This is a genomic window from Actinomadura sp. NEAU-AAG7, assembly GCF_018603865.1.
Taxonomy (GTDB): Bacteria; Actinomycetota; Actinomycetes; order Streptosporangiales; family Streptosporangiaceae; genus Spirillospora; species Spirillospora litoris.
This window is the reverse complement of record NZ_JAHFZY010000004.1, coordinates 618,850-640,372: the sequence shown is the minus strand read 5'-3', so window position 1 is coordinate 640,372 and position 21,523 is coordinate 618,850. Positions and strand designations below refer to the sequence as shown.

The window sequence follows — 21,523 nt, the reverse complement described above, 5'->3', positions numbered from 1 at the left end:
AATCAGACAGAACCTTGTCCCGAATCGGCCAGGTCCCGCAGCCCGGGGAGATCGAGGATGACGACCCGCCGCCGCTCGGTCACGACCAGCCCCAGGTCCCGTAACCGCGCCAGCTCGGCGGCGACCACGCCGCGCGACAGCCCCACCGCCTGACCGATCTCCATCTGGCCGAGCCACACCGTCTCCCCGGACGCCACCGCGAGCCGCACCAGCGCCCGCGCGACCCGCGTCCCGGCGGGCAGCGTGGCGATCTCGCCCCGCCACGCCTCGGCCTCGCGGAACCGCCGCACGGCCCGGCGCAGCAGCTCGTCCTGCAGCCCGGTCGAACGCACCAGCGCCCGGAACCGCTCGGCCGCCACCACCCGCGTCTCGCACGCGTCGATGGCCACGACCGTCGCCGACCGGTCGTCCCCGCCGAGCACGGCGATCTCGCCGAGCAGCTCCCCCGGCCCCCGGACGGCCAGCAGCAGCACCTCGCCCTGCGGCAGGGTGAGCAGCACCTTCACCCGTCCCGACACCAGGATCAGCACGTGCGTCGGCGGATCCCCCTGCCGCAGCACGACCTCCCCGGCGCCGAACCGCTTCCCGGTGCCCTCCGTGATCAGCCGGTCCCACACTCCCGCCGTGACGTCCATCCTTCCTGTCTGCCACAGTCCGCCGTCCCGGGCCAGGTACGAGCGTCCCTGTCCCGGCGGGACGCCCACGGCGTATGTTGGGCGGAGAAGATGATCATCAACGGGAGGGAGAGACCGTGCTGTACGGCCCCGAGCATGTGCGCCGCTACGAGGAGACCGACGGCGAGGTCGGGCACGACTGGGAGAACGGCGCGCCGGTCCTCATCCTCACCACCAGGGGGCGCAAGAGCGGTGTGGAGCGCAAGTCCCCGCTGATCTACCAGGAGCACGACGGGGCCTACGTGCTCGTGGCCTCCGACGGCGGCGCCCCGGTCAACCCGAACTGGTACCAGAACCTCCAGGCCGAGCCCGAGGTGAAGGTCCAGGTCAGGGGGGACAGGTTCACGGCCAGGGCGCGGGACGCGAGCGCCGCCGAGCGCGCGGCGGTGTGGTCCAAGATGGTCGCCGTCTGGCCGAACTACGAGAAGTACCGGAAGACGGTGGACCGGGAGATCCCGGTTGTCTTCCTGGAGCGGATCTGACGCCCGCGTCCTGGAAGGGGGAGGTGCGGGCGGCCCGCTTGAATCAGGCCGCCCGCACCATCATGCGGAAGGGTCAGGTCTCCCAGAAGTAACTGACCCGGACTCGCAGGTTGGAGCCCCATTCGATGTTCGCCCAGACGCGCACGCCGCCCTGGTAGGGCTGGACGTTGTGAATGGTCAGGCGCGCCGCACCGATCTGCGGGAGCCCGTTGCTGTCGAGCTCGACGATGGAGGCGGTGACCCGCGTGTTGGGCGTGAAGGAGCCCGAGGTCGCGTTGAGGATGACCTGGCCGTGCGTGACGAACGTGGCCGTGCCGGTGAAGACGGTGGCGACGGCGCGCTCGGTCACGCCCTCCAGGTTCGACTGTATGGTCGGCAGATCCATGGATCTCGTCCTTTCGAGTGGTGGTCTGTTCGGCGCGGCGGTCGAGCCGTTCTGGCGCGTCCTGGGGCCGGACGACGTACACCGGTTTCCGCCGAGGGGGGCCTCAGAGCGCTACAGGTGATCCACTTCGATCAAACCGCTACAACTGCTGCGCTTGCCACCGACGGTAACTCTCCCCTCACATACGGACAAGAGGTCATCTGGTGCAGGGAGGATGCTGTCACCAGGCGGATACCTGGCCCCCTCAGATCACCGAGCCGTCACCACCGCCGTGGTCCAATACGCCGAACACGCGCGCGGGCGCCCCACGCCGTCAGGTGATCTCCAGATTGGCCATCATTCCCATGTCCTCGTGCTCGGCGTTGTGGCAGTGGAAGAGATAGCGCCCCCGGTAGCCGTCGAAACGCGTGATGATCTCCGCCGATTCGCCCGGACGCAGCGAAACGGTGTCCTTCAGCCCCGCGTCCTGGGGCAGGGGCTTTCGACCGCTGCGGGAAAGCACCCGGAAACCGACCAGATGCAGATGGACGGGATGGTGGACGTCGGCCACCAGCCGCCACACCTCGACATCGCCGAGACCGACCTTGACGTCCGAGCGCGCGGGATCGAACGGCAGCCCGCCGATCAGCCACCCGTGGTCCCCGTGCATCCGTCCGGCGCGGAAGGAGAACTCGCGCGTCCGCACGGCCTCCGACCGCCGCCAGGTCGGAAGGTCGGTCGACAGCACGCGCGGCACGCGGCTCCCGTCGGCGGCCCTGCGCGCGACCCGGAACGCCATCACGTCGCCGGTGCGGCCCGAGCCCAGCCGGTTGGCGATCCTGACCATGCCGCCGACCGGGACGTCCGCGAAGTCGATGACCACGTCGTAGCGTTCGGCGGGGGCGATCGGCAGCCGCCGGTGCGTGACGGGCGCCGCGAGCAGCCCCTGGTCGGAGCCGACCTGGACGAGATCGAGCCGGCGCCCGTCGGGCCCGATCGCCTCAAGGTCGTAGTGCCGGGCGTTCGAGGCGTTCAGGAAGCGCAGCCGGTACCGGACGGCGTCGACCTCGTGCACCGGCCACGGAGCGCCGTTGACCAGGATCACATCACCGAGGACCCCGCCGAGGTAGGCACCGCGGACGCCGGGCCGCGTCCGCAGCGTCCGGTCGATCGCGGGATAGACGAGGGCACCGCTGTCCGCGAACGCCCGATCGGTGATCATGAGGGGCAGCTCGCGCCGCCCCGAGGGCAGGCCGAGCGCGTCCTCGGCGTCGTCCCGGACGACATGGAGCCCCGCCAGCCCCTGCCAGATCGCGGGAGCGGTGAAGTCCATCCGGTGGTCGTGGTACCAGAGCAGCGTCGGCCGCTGGTCCATCGGAAAGGTGTACCGGCGCGTCACCCTGGTCACCACGGCCCGCGGATCGCTCATCTTGTGCCCGCCGCCGTGCGCGCCATGGCCCTCCTGCCATTCCTCGGGCAGGACGAGGTCGGTCGGATAGCCGTCGGAGTCCGGCGCGGTCCGTCCGCCGTGCAGGTGGACGACCGTCGGCACGGGCAGCTCGTTGCGGTGCGTGATGCTGACCGGACGCCCCCGGCGCGCCTCGATCGTCGGCCCCGGGAACGTTCCGTCGTAGGTCCACAGCGGCGTCCGGTGCCCCGGCAGGATCTCCGCGCTCTCCACCCGCTGGGTGATCTCGTACCGGTCCGCCCCGCCGGACGTGCTCACCGGCTTCAGGACGGGCGGGACCGGCAGCGGCACCCGGAACGCGGGCGGCAACGGCAGGTCGCTGCGCAACTCCGCGCCGGTCAGCGCCGGACGCCGCGAGAACGCGGCCGACACCGACAGCCCGGAGGCCGCCATCAGCCCGAGCGCCCCGCCGATGCCGAGCACCTGCCGCCTGCCCATCCCCCGCTCACGCATCGGTGCCCTCCCTCCGGACGGGCGCCCACCAGACCGCGATGAACATCACGACCAGCGCGACGATCGTCATCACGCCCAGCGGGATGTGCAGCCACAGCGCGCCGCCCAACCCGGCGAAGTACTGCACCGTCTCCGCGACCACCAGCGCCATCGTGGCGAGGAACGGCCAGGCCCGGCGCAACCGGACCCAGGCGACGATTCCGACGACCACCTGCACGTACCCGACCGACGTGACGACGTTCGCGCCGGCCGCATGCCAGCGCAGGCCGTCGAAGTCACCGCTCAGATAGACGCCGGCGAACACCGGCTGCCCGAAGATCAGAACCGCGTGCGCGCTGACGACCGCGCGCATCACCCACTCGATGGGCCTGACCCGGCGCGAACCGCCGGCGACGGTGGCCATAGGGCGACCTCCTCTCGATCGCCCCTGACGCTATGACCCGGGAGTTATCATGTCCAAGATTAATATTGCTATGGCGTTATGCATCTGCGGTCATGAAGGAGGCCCGGTGGACCTGAACGCGCTCACGCAGTTCCTCGCGGTGGCACGCCTGGAACATCTGAGCCGCGCCGCCGACGAACTCCACGTGGCCCAGCCCTCCCTGAGCCGCACCATCTCCCGCCTGGAGAAGGAACTCGGCACACCCCTGTTCGACCGCGGCGGACGGCTCCGCCTGAACCACGCCGGACGCCTCTTCCGCGGCTACGTGGAACGCTCCCTGGGCGAGCTGGACGCGGGACGGCGGGCCGTGGCCGAGGCCACCAGCCAGGGTTTCGGCACCGTCCGGCTCGCGTCGGAGACCTTCCTCACCCTCACCGGCCCCCTCACCGCCTACAAGCGGGCCCATCCCACCATCGAGATCGAACTGCACCAGATGCCGGCCGGGCAGATGGCCCGCCACCTGCGCGCCCAGGACATCGACCTGTGCGCCGCGTCCCAGCCGGTCCACGCCGAGGACCTGGAAACGGCCCACCTCCTCGACGAGGAGGTCTGGCTGGCCGCCCCGCCCGACCACCCCCTGGCGAACCGCACCTCGGTGACCATCCGGGACCTCGCCGACCAGCCCTTCGTGACCGCCCGCAAGGGACACTGGCAACGCCAGCTCCTCGACCGCCTCTTCGCGGCCGAACACCTCACCCCGAAGATCGTCTGCGAGGGCGACGAGTCGTCCGCGATGGCGGACCTGATCAACGCCGGCCTCGGTCTCGGCCTCGTCCCCGCCATCGCCCGCCGCACCATGACCCGCGGCAGCACCACCGTCGCCCCCGTCGCCTGGATCACCGTGGACGCCCCCGGCTGCCGCCGCACGCTGACCCTGCACTGGCGCGCCGACGCCCGCCTCTCCTCCGCCGCCGAACTGATGCGCACCACCCTCACCACCTGGGACTGGACCACCGGCGAACCCAAAAGTTGAAAGTGAATAAGAACAGAAAATAATTCAACATTGACCGGCCGCCCAACCGAAAATAAAATACCGATGGACTTCCACCCACCGGGAGGCTGTCATGCTGAAATCCGGAACAATCACGGCGGTGAGCACCACCCTCGCCCTGGTCCCCGCCCCCGCCTCGGCCGCCGCAGAGCCGCCCGCCGGAAGCGTCACGGTCCAACTGGTGACCACTAACGGCTCAGGCTGCCCTCCGGGCAGCGTAACGGTCGACTCGACAGCCGAGCGCTTCCGGCTCCGTTACAGCTACTATCTTGCCTCCGCCGGCGGAAACTCATCGCCGTCCGACCTTCGAACCAGCTGCCAGGTCAGCGTGCGGGTGAGCCATCCACCAGAATTCACCTACGGGATCGCGCGGGTTGAGAACAAAGGCTTCGCAAGCCTGGAGGAAGGCGCCTCCGGCACATTGAGGTCCTCCTATTCTATTCTCGGCAGAAACCCTCTTCCAGGTCGCCCCCGTGTCATTCACGGCCTGTACGTCGACGACTGGCAGTTCGTCGACCAGAGCGACATTCCCGAAGTGAACGTCAGACCCTGCGGCGAGCGCGGCAACACCACTCTCGCCACGGAACTGAGCGTGGACCTGGGCACGTCCAACGCGTCCAAGACGAGCTTCATGTTCCTGGACTCCTCCGACTCCGGCCTGGGCAGTACCTACCAGTTCTACTGGCTGCGCCACTGCTGAGGCGCGGCCACCGCACCGCCCCTGGGCGGTTCACCCACCCGGCGCCGGAGCGGTGTGGAACAGGACGGTGCGCATCGCGTCCAGGGCAGTCTCGGCAATGACCATGTGGTGCAGCACAGCGACCACATCGTCGGGCACACCCAGCCGCCGGGCGGCGACATTCACCTTGGCGCGCTCGGCATCGGCGTAGTCACCGTCGGCCCCGGCCATCTGGATCGCGTGGTAGATGAGCGTGGGGCCGGGCCGCCAACCGTCGACATCGACGTCCAGCGCGTCCAGCAGCGAATCCAGGTCGGCCGACCGGTGATCGAAGGCGGCGTACCCGTCGATGACGTGCTCGGGCACACCGAACGAGCGCTGGTGGGCCACGAGCCAGTCGAACTCCGGCTCCGTCACCTCACCGTCGGCACCGACGATCGCCAGCAGGATCCGCCCGTAAGCGGCGGCCGCCTCATCGGTGACCGCCCCCAGCCCAGTCTGCCGCTGCCCGAAACTACTGACCCTGATCTCCGCCACCACAGACCACCTCATCTCCATCGTCGATGCCGTGAGGAAGCCATGTCAGTGCAGATCAGGGTGCGGAACCGGTGAGGTCGGCTACCCCACCAGGTTAGAAGGGCGACCGCGGGAGCGTCCGTCGACACAGCACAATCTGCCCCTGCCGCCCCAAGCCCTGCACACAACCCGTGCGCGGCGAACCCGAGCCGGACCAACAACCTGAGTCGGTACCGAGATCCACTCAGGCAGCCCGCCGACGCTCTTCACTCCGGGCCCTGGCCATCCCTTTGGGCACTGCTTTTTTGTACATAGACCCGCTTTTTATCAAGACATTCAACGTCGAAGTCCAACAATTCAATCAGCCCGGTACCGTGCCGCCAGAAAGACTCGTACACCAGGCTCGAAGTCCACCGCACGCCCTGAACATCTCGCAACGCGCCGACCATCATGATGCTCGCCAGATGTCGATGGTCCGCGGCAGTGGCAGACGCCGGCAACTCGGTCCACCAGTTTTTTGGCACAGGATCGAGGGGAGGGTTCCAACCAAGCCTGACCATCTCGGCCTCGTCCTGCTCGGTCAGCAGAAGGTCGCCAGTCAGGAAATTGTTGCTGACCGCCTCGGCATATAGGCGATCGGTCTCGCGCATGGCCTGCACATAGTGATGGGTCTCGTTTCGCTCGCGAATGATCAAAATGGTGTCGACATCGAGGGCCGCTAGTTCGCGACCGAGTTGATAGCCGAAATCAGGCCACCGAAGCAGCGACCTGGCGCGGGGAACCTGATCGGCGATGCCTTCGTCAAATGACTTGAGCACGGGCTGAAGGTTCGGGAATATCACGCGCAGATCGTCGTCGAAGGTCGAGGATACAGGGCGTTCGGCGGCCACGGCCCGCAGCGCATCGGCGACTTTTCCTGCGGACGCGGGCCGGTCGCCGGGGTTCTTGGAAAGAAGGCTCGCCACCAGATCGGCGAGGCGGCTCGGAACGGCGGTCAGTCGAGCGGGAGGCATGGACAGATGCTGGCGCATCAACGCGACCAGTGAAGGACCCGGAAAAGGGGGGCGACCGGTTAGCAGCGCATATAGCGTGCAACCGAACGAATACAAGTCACCGCGTGCGTCAACAGACCCGTCCTCGTACTGCTCAGGAGCCATGTAGGCAGGAGTGCCCAGCACTCCCCCGGACGCGGTGAGTCCCGTGGTGGCCTCACTATATCGACAGATGCCGAAATCGCAGATCCGCACACCGCCTCCCACCAGTTCGATGAGGTTGGCCGGTTTGATATCCCGGTGCACCACACCCTTTCGATGGGCGTAGTCGAGCGCGTCGGCCACCTGTGCCATCAACCCCGCGGCACGCACTGCCGGCATTCCACCGGGGCTATCGGCGAGCAGCGCCTTGAAGTCGGTCCCCTCCAGCAACTCCATCACGAAGAACGGATGGCCTTCATGCTCTCCGATGTCGTAGACCACAGTGATCCCCGGGTGGGAGAGAGCCGCCGCGGTCTGGGCCTCCCGCCGCAACCGAGCGATCAGCATCGGATCAGCACCCATCTCCGCCAGCACGATCTTGATGGCGACCCAGCGCGCCAGGCTCTGGTCGACCGCCGACCACACCTCCCCCATCCCGCCGCGGGCCAGCCGGGTGACCAGCCGATACCGCCCCCCAAGCGCGACCCCAGGCTCCACCGCACCGTCCTTCTTCGCCATTCATCCCAGGGACAAGCATCCGCGAACGCGTCCACCGGCGCCCCAGACCCAATGCTTCCAGGTAATAGACGACCTGGGAGACAACAAGGACCGGACTGGAACTCAAGCGTGATTCGAGTCCGACCAAAAAATACAAATCGGTCCAGACCCCGGCCCTACCCACACATAGCGGGAACTTCGTACAGAGGGGACCAAGGAGGTCGTGCTCCCCGAGCAGGAACCGGGCCCGCGCCACCGTCCGGGCAGGCGCTGCGATGAAATCACCGCTGCCGAGCCCAAAAGATCAGAAAAGCCAGAGGGACAACCCGGCAACCAGTGACGGCAACGGGCCGGTGGACCGCGCCCACAGCGACTCCGATCGAAAGCCTGCCACTGAACAGGTAGGGCCGCGATGCGGCGCGCGACAGATTCCCACGCCCCGACTGGGCACGCCCGACCTCCCGGCCTCCTTCCCAGAGGCATCACATCGGGCGCGCCACAGACCCGGTCGTCAGGTGAAGCTTTTACTGACAACGAAGGGGGTCCCCGCAAGCCTCTCCCCAGCCGGAGTCGTGGCCCAGGCTGCGAGTTGCTCCGAGTTCTGGTTCAGTACTGTGGCGAGCTGGGAGAGGGTAGGCCGCGCTGAGAGTTCACAGAAGAGAACGGTTTCCCCTGTGGCGCTGGTGCACTCCTCCTCATCTGGATCGTCCGGTTCCCAGTAACCGATCTCGATACGCCAGTCACCGGTTCTACCATCAGGGCGCGGCGCGTTCACCACCAAGTAGTAACCCTTCACAAACTCCGGCTCGTCGAAGATTTCCAGCTGCCCCACCTCAAGTCTTGCCTGGCCGCCCGCAGCCTGCGCGTGGGCCGCGAGGAGTAGCCGCAGATCGGTGACGGCCGATTCACGCCGCTCGGCTGTGATCCCCTCCTCCAGCAGGTCCAGGGTCTCGCGCATCTCGCGACTCAGTGCCGGCGTTCCGCCCTCGAAAGCTACGAACGGAAACTCGAAATCCCAGTACCGTCGGACCTCGGCTTCTGGCTTCGTGGGGCCTTCCGAGAACTCCACCAGCGCATCACACAGTTCGCCGGCCTCTATCTCCAGTTCCGCCTCGATTGCCGTTCGGACAGGCGCGGGTACCCCCTCCAAAGCGCTGTCCAAATCGGCCAGTGCCCCATGAAGCAGCCACATAACATATTCGTACCACAAGCTGTGCGACCCCTTGAGCAGGTCGGTCCGAGCGCTTTGGTCGGTCAACGCCGCAAGATGCGTATGCGGATAGCGGGCAAACCGATCGGTCCGGAGGTCGCGAAGGCTGACCGGCACGGTGGCGAGAGCGGATATCCGGTTGAGCGCGTCGACGATCGGTGACACCAGGGACGCATCGGCGACACTGGTAACGGTCACCGATGTAGTACCGGTCTGCCCCTCGTAGGTCGCCAGAATCTGCAATTTTCCGCGGTTGGGATGCTGCGAGTAAATCGTCATGAGATCCCCTCGGCCGACGCACCCTCGACAGGGCGCGCCGATAACAGAGTGAATGAACCAGAGGAAGGCGGTGGCGAGGGCACGTTCCGACGCTCCATGCCTCAATGGACTCGGCGGTGGCTCAGGCACGATCCCAAGCTCCTTGCCGACTTCAAAACTAACCGAGGCCCACCCTGACGACAACCTCTTCTCCGAGATCGTCGACGACGATGACCCGTCCCGAATGACGTGAGCGCGGCAACCGGCCGGCGCGCCCAGCCGAAGGTGCGGCAGGACGGCCGGCGTGGAGATTGTCGTGGACGCCGCACCACCGGCACGGACTTCAGCCGTGCCCGCCGCCCGCCCACCGTCGTCGCGGGGCGGGCGGCCTCTCGACGACGCGGCGGCACGTCCCGCCCCTGGTGCCGCGCGCCGCCGCGTCCACAAGGAGATGAGTTGGCCGCCCGGGGTTCAGTCCAGGTCGGATAGGTCGAGGACGAAGCGGTGGCGGACGTCGTTGCGGCGGAGGCGGTCTAGCGCCTCGTGCACCCGGGCCGAGGGGAGCACCTCGACGTCGGCGGTGATGCCCTTGTCGGCGCAGAAGGCGAGCAGGGCCGCGGTCGCGGGTGTGCCGCCGCTCCCCGCGGAGCTGAGCTTCTTGCGCCCGACGAGCAGGTCCAGGGCGTCCACCGTGAGGGTTCCGAGGTGTCCCACCTGGCTGAGCGTGCCGTCCATGGCGACGAGCCGCAGGTACGGGCCGAGGTCGTGCGGGGCGGAGACGGTGTCGATGACGATGTCGAACCGGTCCCGGACCTCGGCCATCTGCGCTGGATCGCTGGACACGATGAGCCCCTCCGCGCCCAGACGGCGCGCGTCGTCCGCCTTGGCGGGAGACCGGCTGACGACCGAGGTGTCGGCGCCCAGCGCCACCGCCAGCTTGACCGCGAGATGCCCCAGACCGCCCAGCCCCACCACCGCCACACGGCTGCCGGGACCCACTCCGAGCGCACGCAGGGGTTCCCAAACGGTGATCCCGGCGCAGAGCAGGGGAGCGGCGGCGGCCGGATCCAGGCCGGCGGGAAGCGGATAGGCGAACCGGTCGCGGACGACGTACTCGCGGGAGAAGCCGCCCAGAGTGGTCGTTCCGTCCCGCCAGTCGGTGCCACCGTAGGTCAGGGTCGGAAAGGCATGGCAGAAGTTCTCCTGACCGACCCGGCACATGGGGCACTCGCCGCAGGAATCAACAATGTTGCCGACCGCGACGGGGTCGCCGACGCCAAGGCCGGTGACCGCGGCCCCGGTCTCGGTCACCACTCCCGTGAACTCGTGCCCTGGCACCAGCGGATGCGTCCCGTGATGGCCGCTCAGGGCATGCAGATCGGTGTGGCAGACGCCGCAGTGATCGACTCGGACCGCCACGTCGTCGGGACGCAGATCACGGCGCTTCAGCGGGACTCGGCGCAGCCTCGCCGGTGATCCGGCCGCCTGCCAGCCGACAGTGGTTCGCATGGCCTCTCCTTAAACAGACTGTTCGGTTTGCTTCACGGTACCCGAGCAAACCAACTGTTCTGTTTGGTAGCGTCGGAGACATGGCCGAACCGTCCCTGACCGCCCGCGGAGCGGAGACCTACCAGCGCATCCTCGACGCGGCGACCCAGGAGTTCGCGGAGAGGGGGATCGCCGGGGCGCGCATCGAGCGAATCGTGGCCGCCGCACGCACCAACAAGGCGCAGCTCTACGCCTACTTCGGCAACAAGGAGAAGCTCTTCGACACGATCTTCCTCGGCTCGTTGGAACGAATCATGAACGTCGCGCCGATCGACGCCACCGACCTCGCGGACTGGGCCGTGCGCCTCTACGACGAGTACCTGCGCCGTCCCGACCTGATCCGGCTGGCCACCTGGGCGCGCCTGGAGCGCCGCCCGGCCGGCCACCTCGTGGACGACCACGACCGGGTCGAGGACGGCAAGCTGCACGCCATCGCGGAGGCCCAGGCCGCCGGCCTGGTGCGCCAGGGAGACCCGTTCGACGTGATGGCCGTGGTCATCGCCATGTCCATGGCCTGGTCACCCGTCAGCAACGTCTACGCGGCGACCGCCCAGGAGCCCGCCGAAGCACATGAGCGACGCCGCGCCCTGCTCCGCGAAAGCGTCCGGCGCGCCGTCGCAGCCGACTGACGGCCGACCGCGTCGGCCCAGGAGCACCTCGGACACCGCCCAAGCAGCGGCGTCATCGAGGGTGACGGCCACAACCCGTCCGCCATGAGGGGCACCCCCGGTGCTCCAGACCAGCGAGCAGAGGCAGCGCGCGCAGTACCCACAGAAACAAGAAGCCGTGCGCGCGAAGCGTGCACGGCCTCAGCCCGACCAGCAACCCGAGCCACAAGGGGGCGTGGGGGCGGAGCCCCCACACCGGGGGTCTGGGGGTCGCCCCCCAGAAGAACACGAAGAACCGGCGAAGTCGGCCCCGAAGGGGCCGACGAGCACACGTGGTGGAGGTGGCGGGAATCGAACCCGCGTCCTTCGGTAATGAGTCAGGGCTTCTCCGGGTGCAGCCTGCTTGGCGTTTTCTCAGCCCCGGCGCTCACGCAGGCGTGTCGCCGACGGGCTCAGTCGCTGTTTGGTTTCCCTACAGGTCCCGCGACCGGGCTTGCAGGTGGAGTCTCCTTACGATGCCAGACCCCGGGTCGGAGACGCTCCCGGGCTGACAGAGTTCGCTACTCGCCTCAGGCGGCGAGAGCGAACTCGGACTGCTTCTTGTTGGCAGTTATTGGTTCGCTGTCACAGGATTTACGAGGTCACGACAGCAACCCTCGACCCGCTTCCCCTGGCTCGATCGACCGAAGTCGAAGCCGGTCACCCCCATGTTGAGTTGTCAAACGGCCGTCGAAGACGTCCGAACGACGACGTTACAAGGTAACGCCCCGACGGGCAACGTGATTCCCGCAGGGACACGTGAACCCCGGTGAGCGCGTGGTTGGACGCGCCCACCGGGGCCGACCGGCAGGGTCGGGCCGGTCCGGACGGCAGAGCCTCCCCCGAGACGAGGCTCTGGTCTCATCACGTCGACTGGGTTCCGCAACCCCCCGAGCGGAGGCCCAGTCACCCAGGAAGACGCGGGGAGAGGGCGAGGTGGTTGCGTCCGAGCGCGTAAAGGCTTGTCAAAGCCGCCTCAGCGTGCCCGGCCGGGCTGCGCGGTGAAGAACTTGGCCGCCACCTTGGCGGCGGACACGTGGCCCTCGATGGCGATGGCGACGGCGAGGTCGCCGCGCGAGCCGACGAACCAGGAGATCTCCTTCTTGCGGCCGTTCTCGGTGACGGTCGGCAGCGCGGCGACGCCGACGACGTCGCCGGAGACCCGGGCGGGCTGGGCGAGGCCCGCCCGGACGGAGCTGGAGAGGAGCTTCTTGAGGCTGGAGATGGCCTCGGACTGGAGGTTGGTGGGCTGGATCTGGTCGGCCTTGGAGAGGTCCTTGAGGACGTAGGGGGCCTTCCAGGTGCCGTTCTGGGCGGCGGCGGCCACCAGGGCCATGGCGAGGGGGCTGACCTGGACCTTGCCCTCGCCGACCATGGTGGCGGCCTTCTCGGCGTCGTTGGCGGGCGGCGGCACCGAGCCGGTGAAGGCGGGGACGTTGAGCCCCCAGTCCTTGCCGATGCCGAGCCTGGCGGCCTCGGCGACCAGCGTCTTCGCGTCGAGCTTGCCGCCGAGCTGGGCGAGGGCCGTCCGGCAGGACGCGCCGAACTGGTTCGCGAAACTGCCGGCGGGACGGGCCCTGCTGGTGAAGGTCAGGCCGCCGATCGTGACGGTGCCAGGGCAGGTCGTCTTGGTGGACTGGGTCATCCCGCCGTGGGCGAACAGCGCCTCCGCGGACACGATCCCGAACGTCAGACCGGGCGGATAGTGCGCCTCGAACGCCAGGTTCCGGCCGTTCGTCGCGCGGTTGCCCACGGCGAGGATCTCGCCCGTGGCCGGACGCACCGCCACCAGCGACCCCGGGACGGTCACGCCGCTGAGGGCGTAGTCGGCCTTGCGCTGGTAGCCGGGGTCGATCGTGGTGCGCACCTCCTGGGGCTGCTGCCCCGGCCAGGCGTGCAGCACCTGGGTGTCCTTGCCCGCCGGATCCTGCGCCACGATCCGCACGGTCGGGGTGCCCGCGAGGCGGCGCTGCTGGAGCAGTTGGACGCCGCTGACGCCGATCGTGTCACCGGGCTGGTAGGGGGCGCCGACCTGCTGGAGCCGGTCGGCGGTCGCCGGGCCGAGGGTGCCGACCAGCTCCGGCGCGTACACCGGCGCGATCGGGACGCGGACGCCCTGGAAGGTCAGCCCGGGGACCTGGTTGAGCCGCTGGATCAACCCGTTGTGCTCGGGGACCTGCAGGGTCAGCAGGGGCAGGAACCGCTGCGGCGGCGCGGACCTGACGCGTCCGAGCAGGCGCTCGGAGTCCAGCCGCCGGCCGCCGTCGATCTTGACCTGCCGGGCGAGCTCGTCCAGCGTGCGCTGCGGGTTCGCGAGCCCCCCGGGGAAGACGCCGACGTTGTAGGCCCCGACCTTCTGCAGCAGCGAGCGGCCCTGGGTGTCGGTGATGGCGGCGCGCGGGGGCACCTCGGTCTGCACCGCGAGCCGCTGCCCCGGCTTCAGCACCGGGTTGATGATGGAGGGGTCCCAGACGACCTTCCACTTGCCGCCCTTGCGGCGCAGGTGCATCTGCCCCTTGTACGTCCAGGGCTGGCCGTTCTCGCCGAGGTCGACCTTCACCGAGAAGTTGGCGTCCGCCTCGTCGCCCTTCTTGTCGATCGCCTTGGCGTCGCTGTCCTGGCCGGTGACGCCCAGCGCGAGGCGCAGGGACGCCGCGTCCAGCTGGGAGCGGACCTGGCCGAGCGCGGCGGAGACCTGGGCGCGGTCGGCGCCGATGGTCCGCTTGGCCGCCGCCGTGTAGTTGCCGACCTCCCAGGCGATGAGGAAGTCGCGGACGGCGGGCATCGCGGACGGCTCCGCCCAGCAGCCCGTCGTCAGACCGCCGACGAGACCGACGCAGGCCACCATCGCGGTCACCCGGCGCCGCACGGTGCGCGATCTACGCGCGACGCGCCGCCGGCCTCGGCGGGCCTTCGCGCCGGCGCCCTGGAGATCCGGCTCGCCCTCTTGGTCCGTCGACCGGCCTGGCTGGATCATCGACACCCTTCACCGTCTCCTGAACCGGGCGGCCGCCGCCTTCTGCATCTCCCGATCGGCTTCCCGCTTGGCGATGGCCTGGCGCTTGTCGTAGGCCTTCTTACCACGGGCCAGCCCGATCTCGACCTTGGCCTTGCCGTCCTTGAAGTACAGCGCGAGGGGGATCAACGTCCAGCCCGGCTCCGACGACTTCGCGATGATCTTCTGGATCTCCCGGCGGTGCAGGAGCAGCTTGCGGCGCCGCCGGGGGGCGTGGTTCGTCCAGGTGCCCTGCGTGTACTCGGGGATGTGGACGTGCTCCAGCCACACCTCGCCGTCCATGACGTGGGCGTAGCCGTCGGCGAGGGACGCGCGTCCGGCGCGCAGCGCCTTCACCTCGGTGCCCATGAGCACCATGCCCGCTTCCCAGGTGTCGTCGATGTGGTAGTCGTAGCGGGCCCGCTTGTTCTGGGCGATGAGCTTGCGCCCTGTGTCGCGTGGCACGTGATCAGCCTCGGTCCTTGTCCGGCGTCGGTTCCTGCACCGAGCCCCTTCCCGTCCGTACGCGATCTTACGAGGGCCGCGCGGTCAGGGTGGAACCGCTTTTCCCCGGCGCCCGCTGCGCGCGGGCGCCCGCTCTGCTCTGACGGCGGCCTCCGGCGTCCGGTTCACGCGGATCCGGATCCTGGACGGCGCGGGCCGCCGGATCAGATTCTCAGGTATCTCCGCAGCGTCAGGAACGAGGACAGGGCGCACAGCAGCACCCCGAAACATATCGACAGGATGATCACCAGGATGACGATGCTCCAGCCGAGCTTGCTGACGATCTGGAGGTCGTTGGCGAGCCGGTCGACGAGGAACATCTTGCTGAACACCAGCAGGACCGAGGCGATCAGCCCGCCCAGCAGACCCGCGATCGCGCCTTCCAGGATGAAGGGCATCTGGATATAGGTGTTGGACGCGCCGACCAGCCGCATGATGCCCGTCTCCCGGCGCCGGTTGAACGCCGACAGCCGGACGGTGTTGCCGACCAGCAGCACCGCCGCCACCACCTGGATCAGGGCGATCAGCAGCGCCGCGAACTGGAGCCCGTTGAGGATCCTGAAGAACTTCTTGAGGATCTCCTGCTCGTTGATGACGGTGTCGACGCCCTTCTGGCCGAGCATCGCCTGGGCGACCGCCTTGTACTCCTCGGGCTTCTTCAGCTTCACCCGGAACGAGTCAGGAATGTCGCCCTCGCGGGTGCTCTGCACAAATCCGGGGGAGCTCGCGAAACGGTCCTTGAACCGCGCGTACGCCTGCTGCTTGTTCTCGTACTGGACGCTTGAGACCTGCGGCATCTTCTCAAGCTGCGTCTTGAGCGCGTCCCGCTCCTCGGGGGTCACGTCCCGCTTCTGGCAGCTGTCGTTGGAGCTCGTCTTGGCGCACAGGAAGATCGAGACCTCGATCTTGTCGTACCAGTAGCTCTTGGACTCGTCCACCTGCTTACGCAGGAGCAGGCCCGTGCCGAAAAGCGCCATGGCGATGGCGACGGTGATGACGAGGGAGATCGTCATCGTCATGTTCCGGCGGAGACCGATCCAGATCTCCTGGAGAACGAACTGTGCGCGCATGCCTCGCTGTCCTTGATCGCCTGTGTCCCGCCGGAAGCGTGGGCGCCGCGCCGCGCGCGGGCCCTCTGCGGGTGTCTCGTACGTCTGGGGTGTCGTACGCCCCGGCAAGAATCGTTGGGTTCAGATGGGGTGGCGGCGGCCTTCCCGGTCAGGCCCCCGCCGGGTCAGTAGGCCTGGCCGTAGACGCCGCGCGACTGGTCGCGGACGACCCGTCCGTCCTCCAACTCGACGACGCGCTTGCGGAAGGCGTCGACGATGGCGGCGTCGTGGGTGGCCATGACGACGGTGGTGCCGGTCCGGTTGATGCGGTCCAGCACCTTCATGATGCCGATGGAGGTGGCGGGGTCGATGTTGCCCGTGGGCTCGTCCGCCAGCAGGATCATCGGCCGGTTGACGAACGCCCGCGCGATGGCGACGCGCTGCTGCTCACCGCCGGACAGCTCGTCCGGCATCCGGTGGGCCTTGCCCTCCAGACCGACCAGGTCGATGACCTCGGGGACGACCTTGCCGATGAAGCGCCGCGGCTTGCCGATCACTTCCAGGGCGAACGCGACGTTCTCGAAGACGTTCTTGTTGGGGAGCAGCCGGAAGTCCTGGAAGACGCAGCCGATCCTGCGGCGCAGGTGCGGCACCTTCCAGTTACTCAGCCTGCTCAGGTCCTTGCCCGCCACATGCACGTGACCCTGGGAAGGACGCTCCTCCTTGAGGACGAGGCGCAGGAAGGTCGACTTGCCGGAACCGGAGGGCCCCACCAGGAACAGGAACTCGCCCTTCTCGATGGCGACGTTCACATGCTGCAGGGCGGGCCGGTTCTGGCTCGGGTAGACCTTGGTGACGTTGTCGAAATGGATCACGGCTGCATCACGGCGGTTCAGTCTAGGGGTTGGGGAACGGCCCGACCTGTGACCACGGAGGAGATCCGTGGCCCACGGCCTGGTCGCCGGGCTTCGCGGCCGGGTGGACCGTGGAGCCTCCGAGCAGTGTAGAGGGGACAGTCAACTACCTCGTCCCGCTCGACGTGGGGCGCATGACCGGGAATGGCGGCCCGTAACGGCGTGTCGGCCGTCCCCTGGACGGCGACACGCCGGAGGGGGTGATGGTGTCCGATCATTGCCCTGCATCCAATCAGTGCCATGCAACCGTCTCCCGACGTCAGGCCTGTTTCATGCCGTCAAGCTCCCGGACTTGCCGGAACGACCATACAGTCCGGCTACGCTGGATGATGGCGAAAGATACCTAATAGGTCGTCGATCGACGTTCTCACCCGCACGGACCCACGTGCCGTTCACGGAGATTGGGGCCCACGACATGAGCTGCGAACATCTGATCTGCGCCCGGTGCTCGAACCCGGTGGTCGAGGGCCGCTGCCCGACCTGCCGGGCCGCCCGCTCCGAACTCCACCGCCACGGCCCGTCGATACCGCCCGCGCTCGTCCTGGCGGGGCTCGTCGCGCTCCTTTTCATCGCGCTCGTCCTGCAGAGGGTCTACTGAGCCGACGGCGGACGGCCAGGGCCTTCCGAATGGCGGGCTCGACGCTTGCCCCCGACCGTTCCGAGACGGCCGCACCCGTCGGGTCAGGGCTTCTTCAGGGGCGGGGTCGTGGCCTTGGAGACCGCGCCGTCGTCGGCGATGACGCTGGCCTTGGACTGCGTCTTCCCCTTCTTGGCCCGTGCCGGGTCGAGGGCCGCGAAGTGCAGGACGGATGTGGTGTCGATCTCGTTGCCCTCGACCGTGCCGTCCAGGAGGTGTTCCGCCTCTGACGGGATCTCGGGCTTGGGCGTCTTCGGGTCCTTGGCGACGAGCGTCGTGCTGCGGAACAGGGAGTAGAGCACAAAGGCTCCGCCATGCTCCGTACGTAGCGCGAAGTAAGGGTAGGGCGTCGCTGTGTATACGACCTGGAGCGTGAGGTCCTTCTCCTTGGCCTTTTTCTTCTCACGCCTTGCCTGCTGGTAGTAGCCGGTGGTGACGGCGCCCGGCCGCATCACTTTCGCCGCCACGCTGCGTCCGCCCTCGGCGGCGATCGTCGCCTGGATACCGCCCACGTCCCTGGGGCGGATCACCACCGACGTGTCGTCCTTGCCCAGTGCCTCCGCGTAGCCCTCGGGGTCGAGGACGACCTTCGGCTCCTTGGCCTTCTTCGAGAGCAGGGTCGTCATCGTGAGATGCCAGCGGTCGGAGGGCGAGCGCAGGATGAACGCCATGAGCGCGGTGCGTTCGCTCTCGTCCTCCCCCTGGACGGACCGCTTCACCGACGCCACGAACCACTGCGGGTATCCGTCCGGCTTCAGTTTCGGTACGTACAGCTTGGGCTTCTCATAGGAGAAACGCCGGACGGGGTCTCCGTCGAAGGCCGCCTTGCGGAACTCGGCGGCGGTCAGCAGCGTCTGCCCACCCGACGTCCAGGTCATGGCGAGGCGCTCGTCCCCGGCCGCGCGCGCCACGTCCTCGTCGGTGACGTAGGTGCCGAACGCCTTCTCCGCCACCTGCGATGTCAGGGGAACCGGGAGCGTGGGCGAAGGCGTGGGCATGGGGGTGGACGGCGGCGCGCCGCTCTTCTTCTCCTCCGCGCAACCCGCGGCCGCGAGCAGCACCACGACCGCCACGACGGCCCGAGAGATCCTCCGCACAGCTCCATCCCCCGGCCAGAACAACCCCATGCCGACCGTGATGATCGACCTCTTCGTGATTCTGCCATCCACAGCGTAATGTCAGAACGCTCGGGCACTACCGGGACGGCGATAGGCTCGGGGGCGTGGCAGCCATCGAACCCGAAGAGCAGCTCAAGGAGCTCGGCTCGACACTCACCGGCATCGAGCAGGTGCTGGATCTCGACGGCATGCGGCGTGACATCGCCGAGCTGCGCGAGCAGTCGGCCGACCCCGACCTGTGGAACGACCAGGAGCGCGCCCAGACGGTGACGCGCCGCCTGTCGTACCTGGAGGCCGAGCTGAGCCGGGTCGAGGGCCTGCGCCAGCGGCACGACGACATCGCGACCCTCTACGAGCTCGCCCAGGAGATGGACGACGCCGACACGCGCGGCGAGGCCGACGAGGAGCTGGCCTCCCTGCAGAAGGCCGTCCAGCAGCTTGAGGTGCGCACGCTCATGTCGGGCGAGTACGACGCCCGCGAGGCCCTCGTCACGATCAACGCCCAGGCCGGCGGCGTGGACGCGGCCGACTGGGCCGAGCAGCTCCAGCGGATGTACCTGCGCTGGGCGGAGCGGCACGGCTACCCGACGGAGGTCTACGACACCTCCTACGCGGAAGAGGCCGGCATCAAGTCCACCACCTTCACGGTGCGGGCCCCCTACGCCTACGGGACGCTGCGCGGCGAGCACGGCACGCACCGCCTCGTCCGCATCTCGCCGTTCGACAACCAGGGCCGCCGCCAGACCTCCTTCGCCGGGCTCGACGTCGTGCCGGTCGTCGAGCAGAGCGACCACGTCGACATCGACGAGAGCGAGCTGCGGGTCGATGTGTACCGCTCGTCCGGGCCGGGCGGCCAGGGCGTCAACACGACCGACTCCGCCGTCCGCATCACCCACATCCCGTCGGGGATCGTGGTGTCCTGCCAGAACGAGCGGAGCCAGCTCCAGAACAAGGCCACCGCGATGAACGTGCTCCAGGCCAAGCTGCTGGAGCGCAAGCGGCAGGAGGAGGCGGAGAAGATGTCCGCGCTGCGCGGTGAGGGCACCAGCAGCTGGGGCACGCAGATCCGCAACTACGTCCTGCACCCGTACCAGATCGTCAAGGACCTGCGCACCGGGGTCGAGGTCGGCAACCCCACGTCCGTCCTGGACGGCGATATCGACGAGTTCATCGAGGCCGAGATCCGCTGGATGCGCCAGCAGGAGACCGCGTAACCCCGTCTCGGCGGGGCTGAGGGCGAGCGCTGTGACGTGCGCCGCCGGGCGCGGCCAGGGTTTGAGGGGCGCGCCCCTGAGCGACCGAGTTTCCCGCTGCCTGAGCACCGCGTTTTCCGCTGCTTGAGCGGCCGCGTTTTCCGCTGCTGGTTCGTTGACCGGGCCGTGCGCCTTCCGTGGTTTCGGCACGACCCGGGCTCCGGCCTGGGCTAGAACAAGCCCGTCGGATGCCGGTGGCGGTCCCGCTGCAGCGGTCAGAAGAGCGGGAACGCCCCGGCACCCGACGGAGTTCAGGAACCGTGCGCGGTGACGGCCTTGCGGTACATGCCGCTGATCGTCACCCGGCCCTTGGGCGGAACGGTGGCCAGATACTGCACGAGGACGGTGGTGTCCATGCGGTTCCGGACGGAGTTGGCGGGAGCGAGCCCGACAAGATCACCGCTCACAGCCAGCCTGCCCCGCTTCGCGGAGGAATACGCCTCGTTCTGCTGCAGGACATACCAGACGAGGGCGCCGCGATCCTTGGTCCGCAGCGCGTACACCCCGTACGGGGCGACCGAGAACCTCGACGAGAGCGTGATCCCCCGCTTGGCCAGCATCCTCTCGCCCTGACGCAGCGCCTCGACGGTCTGGCTCGTCCTCGGCCCGTCCGCCAGGACGGACGCGCCGGGCGCGGACGACCCGCCCGACAGCATCGCCGCGTGCGTGTCGGCCAGCTTCGCGGGCGCCACGGGAAGCCCCTGGGACGTCCCGGGGCTCACCGCTGTGGCGTACCCCTCCGCGTCGAGCGCCACACGGCTCAGCGCGGCGTCCGGCGGGAACGGGTCCGCGGCCAGCAGCCACGGCGCTCCGGCCGCGGACTGGGTGAACAGCAGCGCGTGCCGCGTCGTCTGCTTGCCCACCCCCGTACTGGCGTCGGCGGCGAACCAGCGCGGATACTCCTTCATGCGCGGGATGTAGAACGACGGGTTGTCGAAGCGCAGCGTAGGCGGCCGCTGGCGGATGACCTTGCGGAGCCTGAACGACGCCGCGTCCATCGACAGCTGCGGGTCGGCCTCGATTCCGGTGAGTTCGCCGCGGTCGAGCGTCCTGCCCGCGCGGTTCGCCCCTTCGGTGAACGAGGTGAGAACCTGCTGCGCCTGCGCCTTGGTCAGCGCCGGCGGATCCGTCCCTGCGGACGAACTCTCTCCCCCGCCGCAGCCCGCCGCGAATGCGGCGACGGCCAGGCAGGGTCCCAGCGACAGAATGGTGATGAAACGTTTGGGCATGAAGCCCCCCGAGTGGAGACGGTGGTCCGGTCCACGGAGCATCATCGCAGAGTAACTGAGTTGTCACTCTGTGAACGTAGAATGTCCGCTTAATGCACCGCCCGCGCCGTCCTCTCAGCCTCTCCCGGGCACTCGTTGGCGGGCCACAGGCTCGGCGGGTGAGGCCGTCGATCGTCCCTGGACGTCGGGGCTCCGCTCAATGCGTCCCCCTCCTTACGCCGGCCGGCGGCTCGCATGGCTCGTGGCCCGATCAGGGATATTGATCACCTCGGGGGTCAGAGTTTGCGCGCTGAACGCACCGCGCCGCACCGTTCCCTGAGACTCGCACCCCGGCTCGAAAACTGATCATTTTCGGGGTGCCGGGGCTTATCCACAGAACGGCATTCCACTTTTGGGGCCGG

Annotated in this window: 20 protein-coding genes and 1 other RNA gene; 6 read left to right on the top strand and 15 right to left on the bottom strand. The window is 68.5% G+C overall.

Features of this window, described 5'->3' with window-relative positions:
• Positions 1–2: 2 nt before the first annotated feature.
• The gene (locus KLI87_RS21890; protein WP_214618447.1) at positions 3–635 is read right to left on the bottom strand and encodes a Crp/Fnr family transcriptional regulator; all 633 of its coding nucleotides are present in this window, start codon (positions 633–635) and stop codon (positions 3–5) included.
• A gap of 116 nt (positions 636–751) precedes the next feature.
• On the opposite strand from KLI87_RS21890, the gene KLI87_RS21885 reads away from it, so the two are divergent.
• Positions 752–1,156: a nitroreductase family deazaflavin-dependent oxidoreductase gene (locus tag KLI87_RS21885; protein WP_214618446.1), complete on the top strand. Its 405-nt coding sequence runs from the start codon at positions 752–754 to the stop codon at positions 1,154–1,156.
• Positions 1,157–1,229: 73 nt separating this feature from the next.
• On the opposite strand, the gene KLI87_RS21880 is transcribed toward KLI87_RS21885, so the two are convergent.
• The 3 genes from KLI87_RS21880 to KLI87_RS21870 form a co-directional block, all read right to left on the bottom strand.
• Positions 1,230–1,541 carry a hypothetical protein gene (locus KLI87_RS21880; protein ID WP_156215754.1) on the bottom strand — a complete coding sequence of 104 codons (312 nt, stop codon included), beginning with the start codon at positions 1,539–1,541 and terminating at the stop codon, positions 1,230–1,232.
• Between the two features lie 313 nt (positions 1,542–1,854).
• A complete protein-coding gene (locus KLI87_RS21875) occupies positions 1,855–3,441 on the bottom strand; it encodes a multicopper oxidase family protein (protein WP_250904078.1) in 1,587 nt (528 codons plus the stop codon).
• The gene (locus KLI87_RS21870) at positions 3,434–3,844 is read right to left on the bottom strand and encodes a hypothetical protein (protein ID WP_214618445.1); all 411 of its coding nucleotides are present in this window, start codon (positions 3,842–3,844) and stop codon (positions 3,434–3,436) included. Before KLI87_RS21870 ends, KLI87_RS21875 begins: the two co-directional genes overlap by 8 nt.
• 106 nt (positions 3,845–3,950) lie before the next feature.
• Here KLI87_RS21870 and KLI87_RS21865 point away from each other — a divergent pair, with 106 nt between their 5' ends.
• Complete coding sequence (locus KLI87_RS21865) at positions 3,951–4,856, top strand: LysR family transcriptional regulator (protein ID WP_308166116.1); 906 nt, start codon at positions 3,951–3,953, stop codon at positions 4,854–4,856.
• Positions 4,857–4,974: 118 nt separating this feature from the next.
• Positions 4,975–5,574 (top strand): DUF4360 domain-containing protein, encoded by a 600-nt coding sequence (locus tag KLI87_RS21860; protein ID WP_214618443.1) that lies wholly within the window; start codon positions 4,975–4,977, stop codon positions 5,572–5,574.
• Positions 5,575–5,604: 30 nt separating this feature from the next.
• Here the strand turns inward: KLI87_RS21860 and KLI87_RS21855 are convergent, their stop codons facing one another.
• The 4 genes from KLI87_RS21855 to KLI87_RS21840 all read right to left on the bottom strand — a co-directional run bounded on the left by KLI87_RS21855 (position 5,605) and on the right by KLI87_RS21840 (position 10,737).
• Positions 5,605–6,090, bottom strand: a complete 486-nt coding sequence (locus KLI87_RS21855) for a hypothetical protein (RefSeq protein WP_214618442.1) — start codon at positions 6,088–6,090, stop codon at positions 5,605–5,607.
• A gap of 245 nt (positions 6,091–6,335) precedes the next feature.
• Positions 6,336–7,781 (bottom strand): serine/threonine-protein kinase, encoded by a 1,446-nt coding sequence (locus KLI87_RS21850; protein ID WP_214618441.1) that lies wholly within the window; start codon positions 7,779–7,781, stop codon positions 6,336–6,338.
• 490 nt (positions 7,782–8,271) lie between these two features.
• Positions 8,272–9,249 (bottom strand): hypothetical protein, encoded by a 978-nt coding sequence (locus KLI87_RS21845; protein ID WP_214618440.1) that lies wholly within the window; start codon positions 9,247–9,249, stop codon positions 8,272–8,274.
• A 450-nt stretch (positions 9,250–9,699) separates the two neighbouring features.
• Complete coding sequence (locus KLI87_RS21840) at positions 9,700–10,737, bottom strand: NAD(P)-dependent alcohol dehydrogenase (protein ID WP_214618439.1); 1,038 nt, start codon at positions 10,735–10,737, stop codon at positions 9,700–9,702.
• An 80-nt stretch (positions 10,738–10,817) separates the two neighbouring features.
• Between KLI87_RS21840 and KLI87_RS21835 the strand changes: the two genes are divergently transcribed.
• The gene (locus KLI87_RS21835) at positions 10,818–11,405 is read left to right on the top strand and encodes a TetR family transcriptional regulator (RefSeq protein WP_214618438.1); all 588 of its coding nucleotides are present in this window, start codon (positions 10,818–10,820) and stop codon (positions 11,403–11,405) included.
• Between the two features lie 312 nt (positions 11,406–11,717).
• Here the strand turns inward: KLI87_RS21835 and ssrA are convergent.
• The 5 genes from ssrA to ftsE all read right to left on the bottom strand — a co-directional run bounded on the left by ssrA (position 11,718) and on the right by ftsE (position 16,846).
• Positions 11,718–12,091, bottom strand: a transfer-messenger RNA (tmRNA) gene (ssrA, locus tag KLI87_RS21830).
• A gap of 308 nt (positions 12,092–12,399) precedes the next feature.
• Entirely contained in the window at positions 12,400–14,292 is a 1,893-nt protein-coding gene (locus KLI87_RS21825) for a penicillin-binding transpeptidase domain-containing protein (protein ID WP_308166115.1), read from the bottom strand.
• A 117-nt stretch (positions 14,293–14,409) separates the two neighbouring features.
• Entirely contained in the window at positions 14,410–14,883 is a 474-nt protein-coding gene (gene smpB / locus KLI87_RS21820; protein ID WP_214618437.1) for an SsrA-binding protein SmpB, read from the bottom strand.
• Between the two features lie 203 nt (positions 14,884–15,086).
• Positions 15,087–15,992, bottom strand: a complete 906-nt coding sequence (ftsX, locus tag KLI87_RS21815) for a permease-like cell division protein FtsX (RefSeq protein ID WP_156215744.1) — start codon at positions 15,990–15,992, stop codon at positions 15,087–15,089.
• 164 nt (positions 15,993–16,156) lie between these two features.
• Positions 16,157–16,846, bottom strand: coding sequence for a cell division ATP-binding protein FtsE (ftsE, locus tag KLI87_RS21810; protein ID WP_067453578.1), 690 nt, complete (start codon positions 16,844–16,846; stop codon positions 16,157–16,159).
• A 454-nt stretch (positions 16,847–17,300) separates the two neighbouring features.
• On the opposite strand from ftsE, the gene KLI87_RS21805 reads away from it, so the two are divergent.
• Positions 17,301–17,483 (top strand): hypothetical protein, encoded by a 183-nt coding sequence (locus KLI87_RS21805; RefSeq protein ID WP_156215742.1) that lies wholly within the window; start codon positions 17,301–17,303, stop codon positions 17,481–17,483.
• 83 nt (positions 17,484–17,566) lie between these two features.
• On the opposite strand, the gene KLI87_RS21800 is transcribed toward KLI87_RS21805, so the two are convergent.
• Positions 17,567–18,619: a hypothetical protein gene (locus KLI87_RS21800; RefSeq protein ID WP_214618436.1), complete on the bottom strand. Its 1,053-nt coding sequence runs from the start codon at positions 18,617–18,619 to the stop codon at positions 17,567–17,569.
• A 125-nt stretch (positions 18,620–18,744) separates the two neighbouring features.
• Here KLI87_RS21800 and prfB point away from each other — a divergent pair, with 125 nt between their 5' ends.
• Entirely contained in the window at positions 18,745–19,854 is a 1,110-nt protein-coding gene (gene prfB / locus KLI87_RS21795) for a peptide chain release factor 2 (RefSeq protein WP_214618435.1), read from the top strand.
• Positions 19,855–20,144: 290 nt separating this feature from the next.
• On the opposite strand, the gene KLI87_RS21790 is transcribed toward prfB, so the two are convergent.
• Positions 20,145–21,122: a hypothetical protein gene (locus tag KLI87_RS21790; RefSeq protein ID WP_214618434.1), complete on the bottom strand. Its 978-nt coding sequence runs from the start codon at positions 21,120–21,122 to the stop codon at positions 20,145–20,147.
• Positions 21,123–21,523: the final 401 nt, after the last annotated feature.

What these genes read in the sequence shown, in the direction of transcription:
- KLI87_RS21890 (WP_214618447.1), bottom strand. Translation starts at nt 635, where the DNA reads ATGGACGTCACGGCGGGAGTGTGGGACCGGCTGATCACGGAGGGCACC.
- KLI87_RS21880 (WP_156215754.1), bottom strand. Translation starts at nt 1,541, where the DNA reads ATGGATCTGCCGACCATACAGTCGAACCTGGAGGGCGTGACCGAGCGC.
- KLI87_RS21875 (WP_250904078.1), bottom strand. Translation starts at nt 3,441, where the DNA reads ATGCGTGAGCGGGGGATGGGCAGGCGGCAGGTGCTCGGCATCGGCGGG.
- KLI87_RS21870 (WP_214618445.1), bottom strand. Translation starts at nt 3,844, where the DNA reads ATGGCCACCGTCGCCGGCGGTTCGCGCCGGGTCAGGCCCATCGAGTGG.
- KLI87_RS21850 (WP_214618441.1), bottom strand. Translation starts at nt 7,781, where the DNA reads ATGGCGAAGAAGGACGGTGCGGTGGAGCCTGGGGTCGCGCTTGGGGGG.
- KLI87_RS21845 (WP_214618440.1), bottom strand. Translation starts at nt 9,249, where the DNA reads ATGACGATTTACTCGCAGCATCCCAACCGCGGAAAATTGCAGATTCTG.
- KLI87_RS21840 (WP_214618439.1), bottom strand. Translation starts at nt 10,737, where the DNA reads ATGCGAACCACTGTCGGCTGGCAGGCGGCCGGATCACCGGCGAGGCTG.
- KLI87_RS21835 (WP_214618438.1), top strand. Translation starts at nt 10,818, where the DNA reads ATGGCCGAACCGTCCCTGACCGCCCGCGGAGCGGAGACCTACCAGCGC.
- ftsX (WP_156215744.1), bottom strand. Translation starts at nt 15,992, where the DNA reads ATGCGCGCACAGTTCGTTCTCCAGGAGATCTGGATCGGTCTCCGCCGG.
- KLI87_RS21805 (WP_156215742.1), top strand. Translation starts at nt 17,301, where the DNA reads ATGAGCTGCGAACATCTGATCTGCGCCCGGTGCTCGAACCCGGTGGTC.
- KLI87_RS21790 (WP_214618434.1), bottom strand. Translation starts at nt 21,122, where the DNA reads ATGCCCAAACGTTTCATCACCATTCTGTCGCTGGGACCCTGCCTGGCC.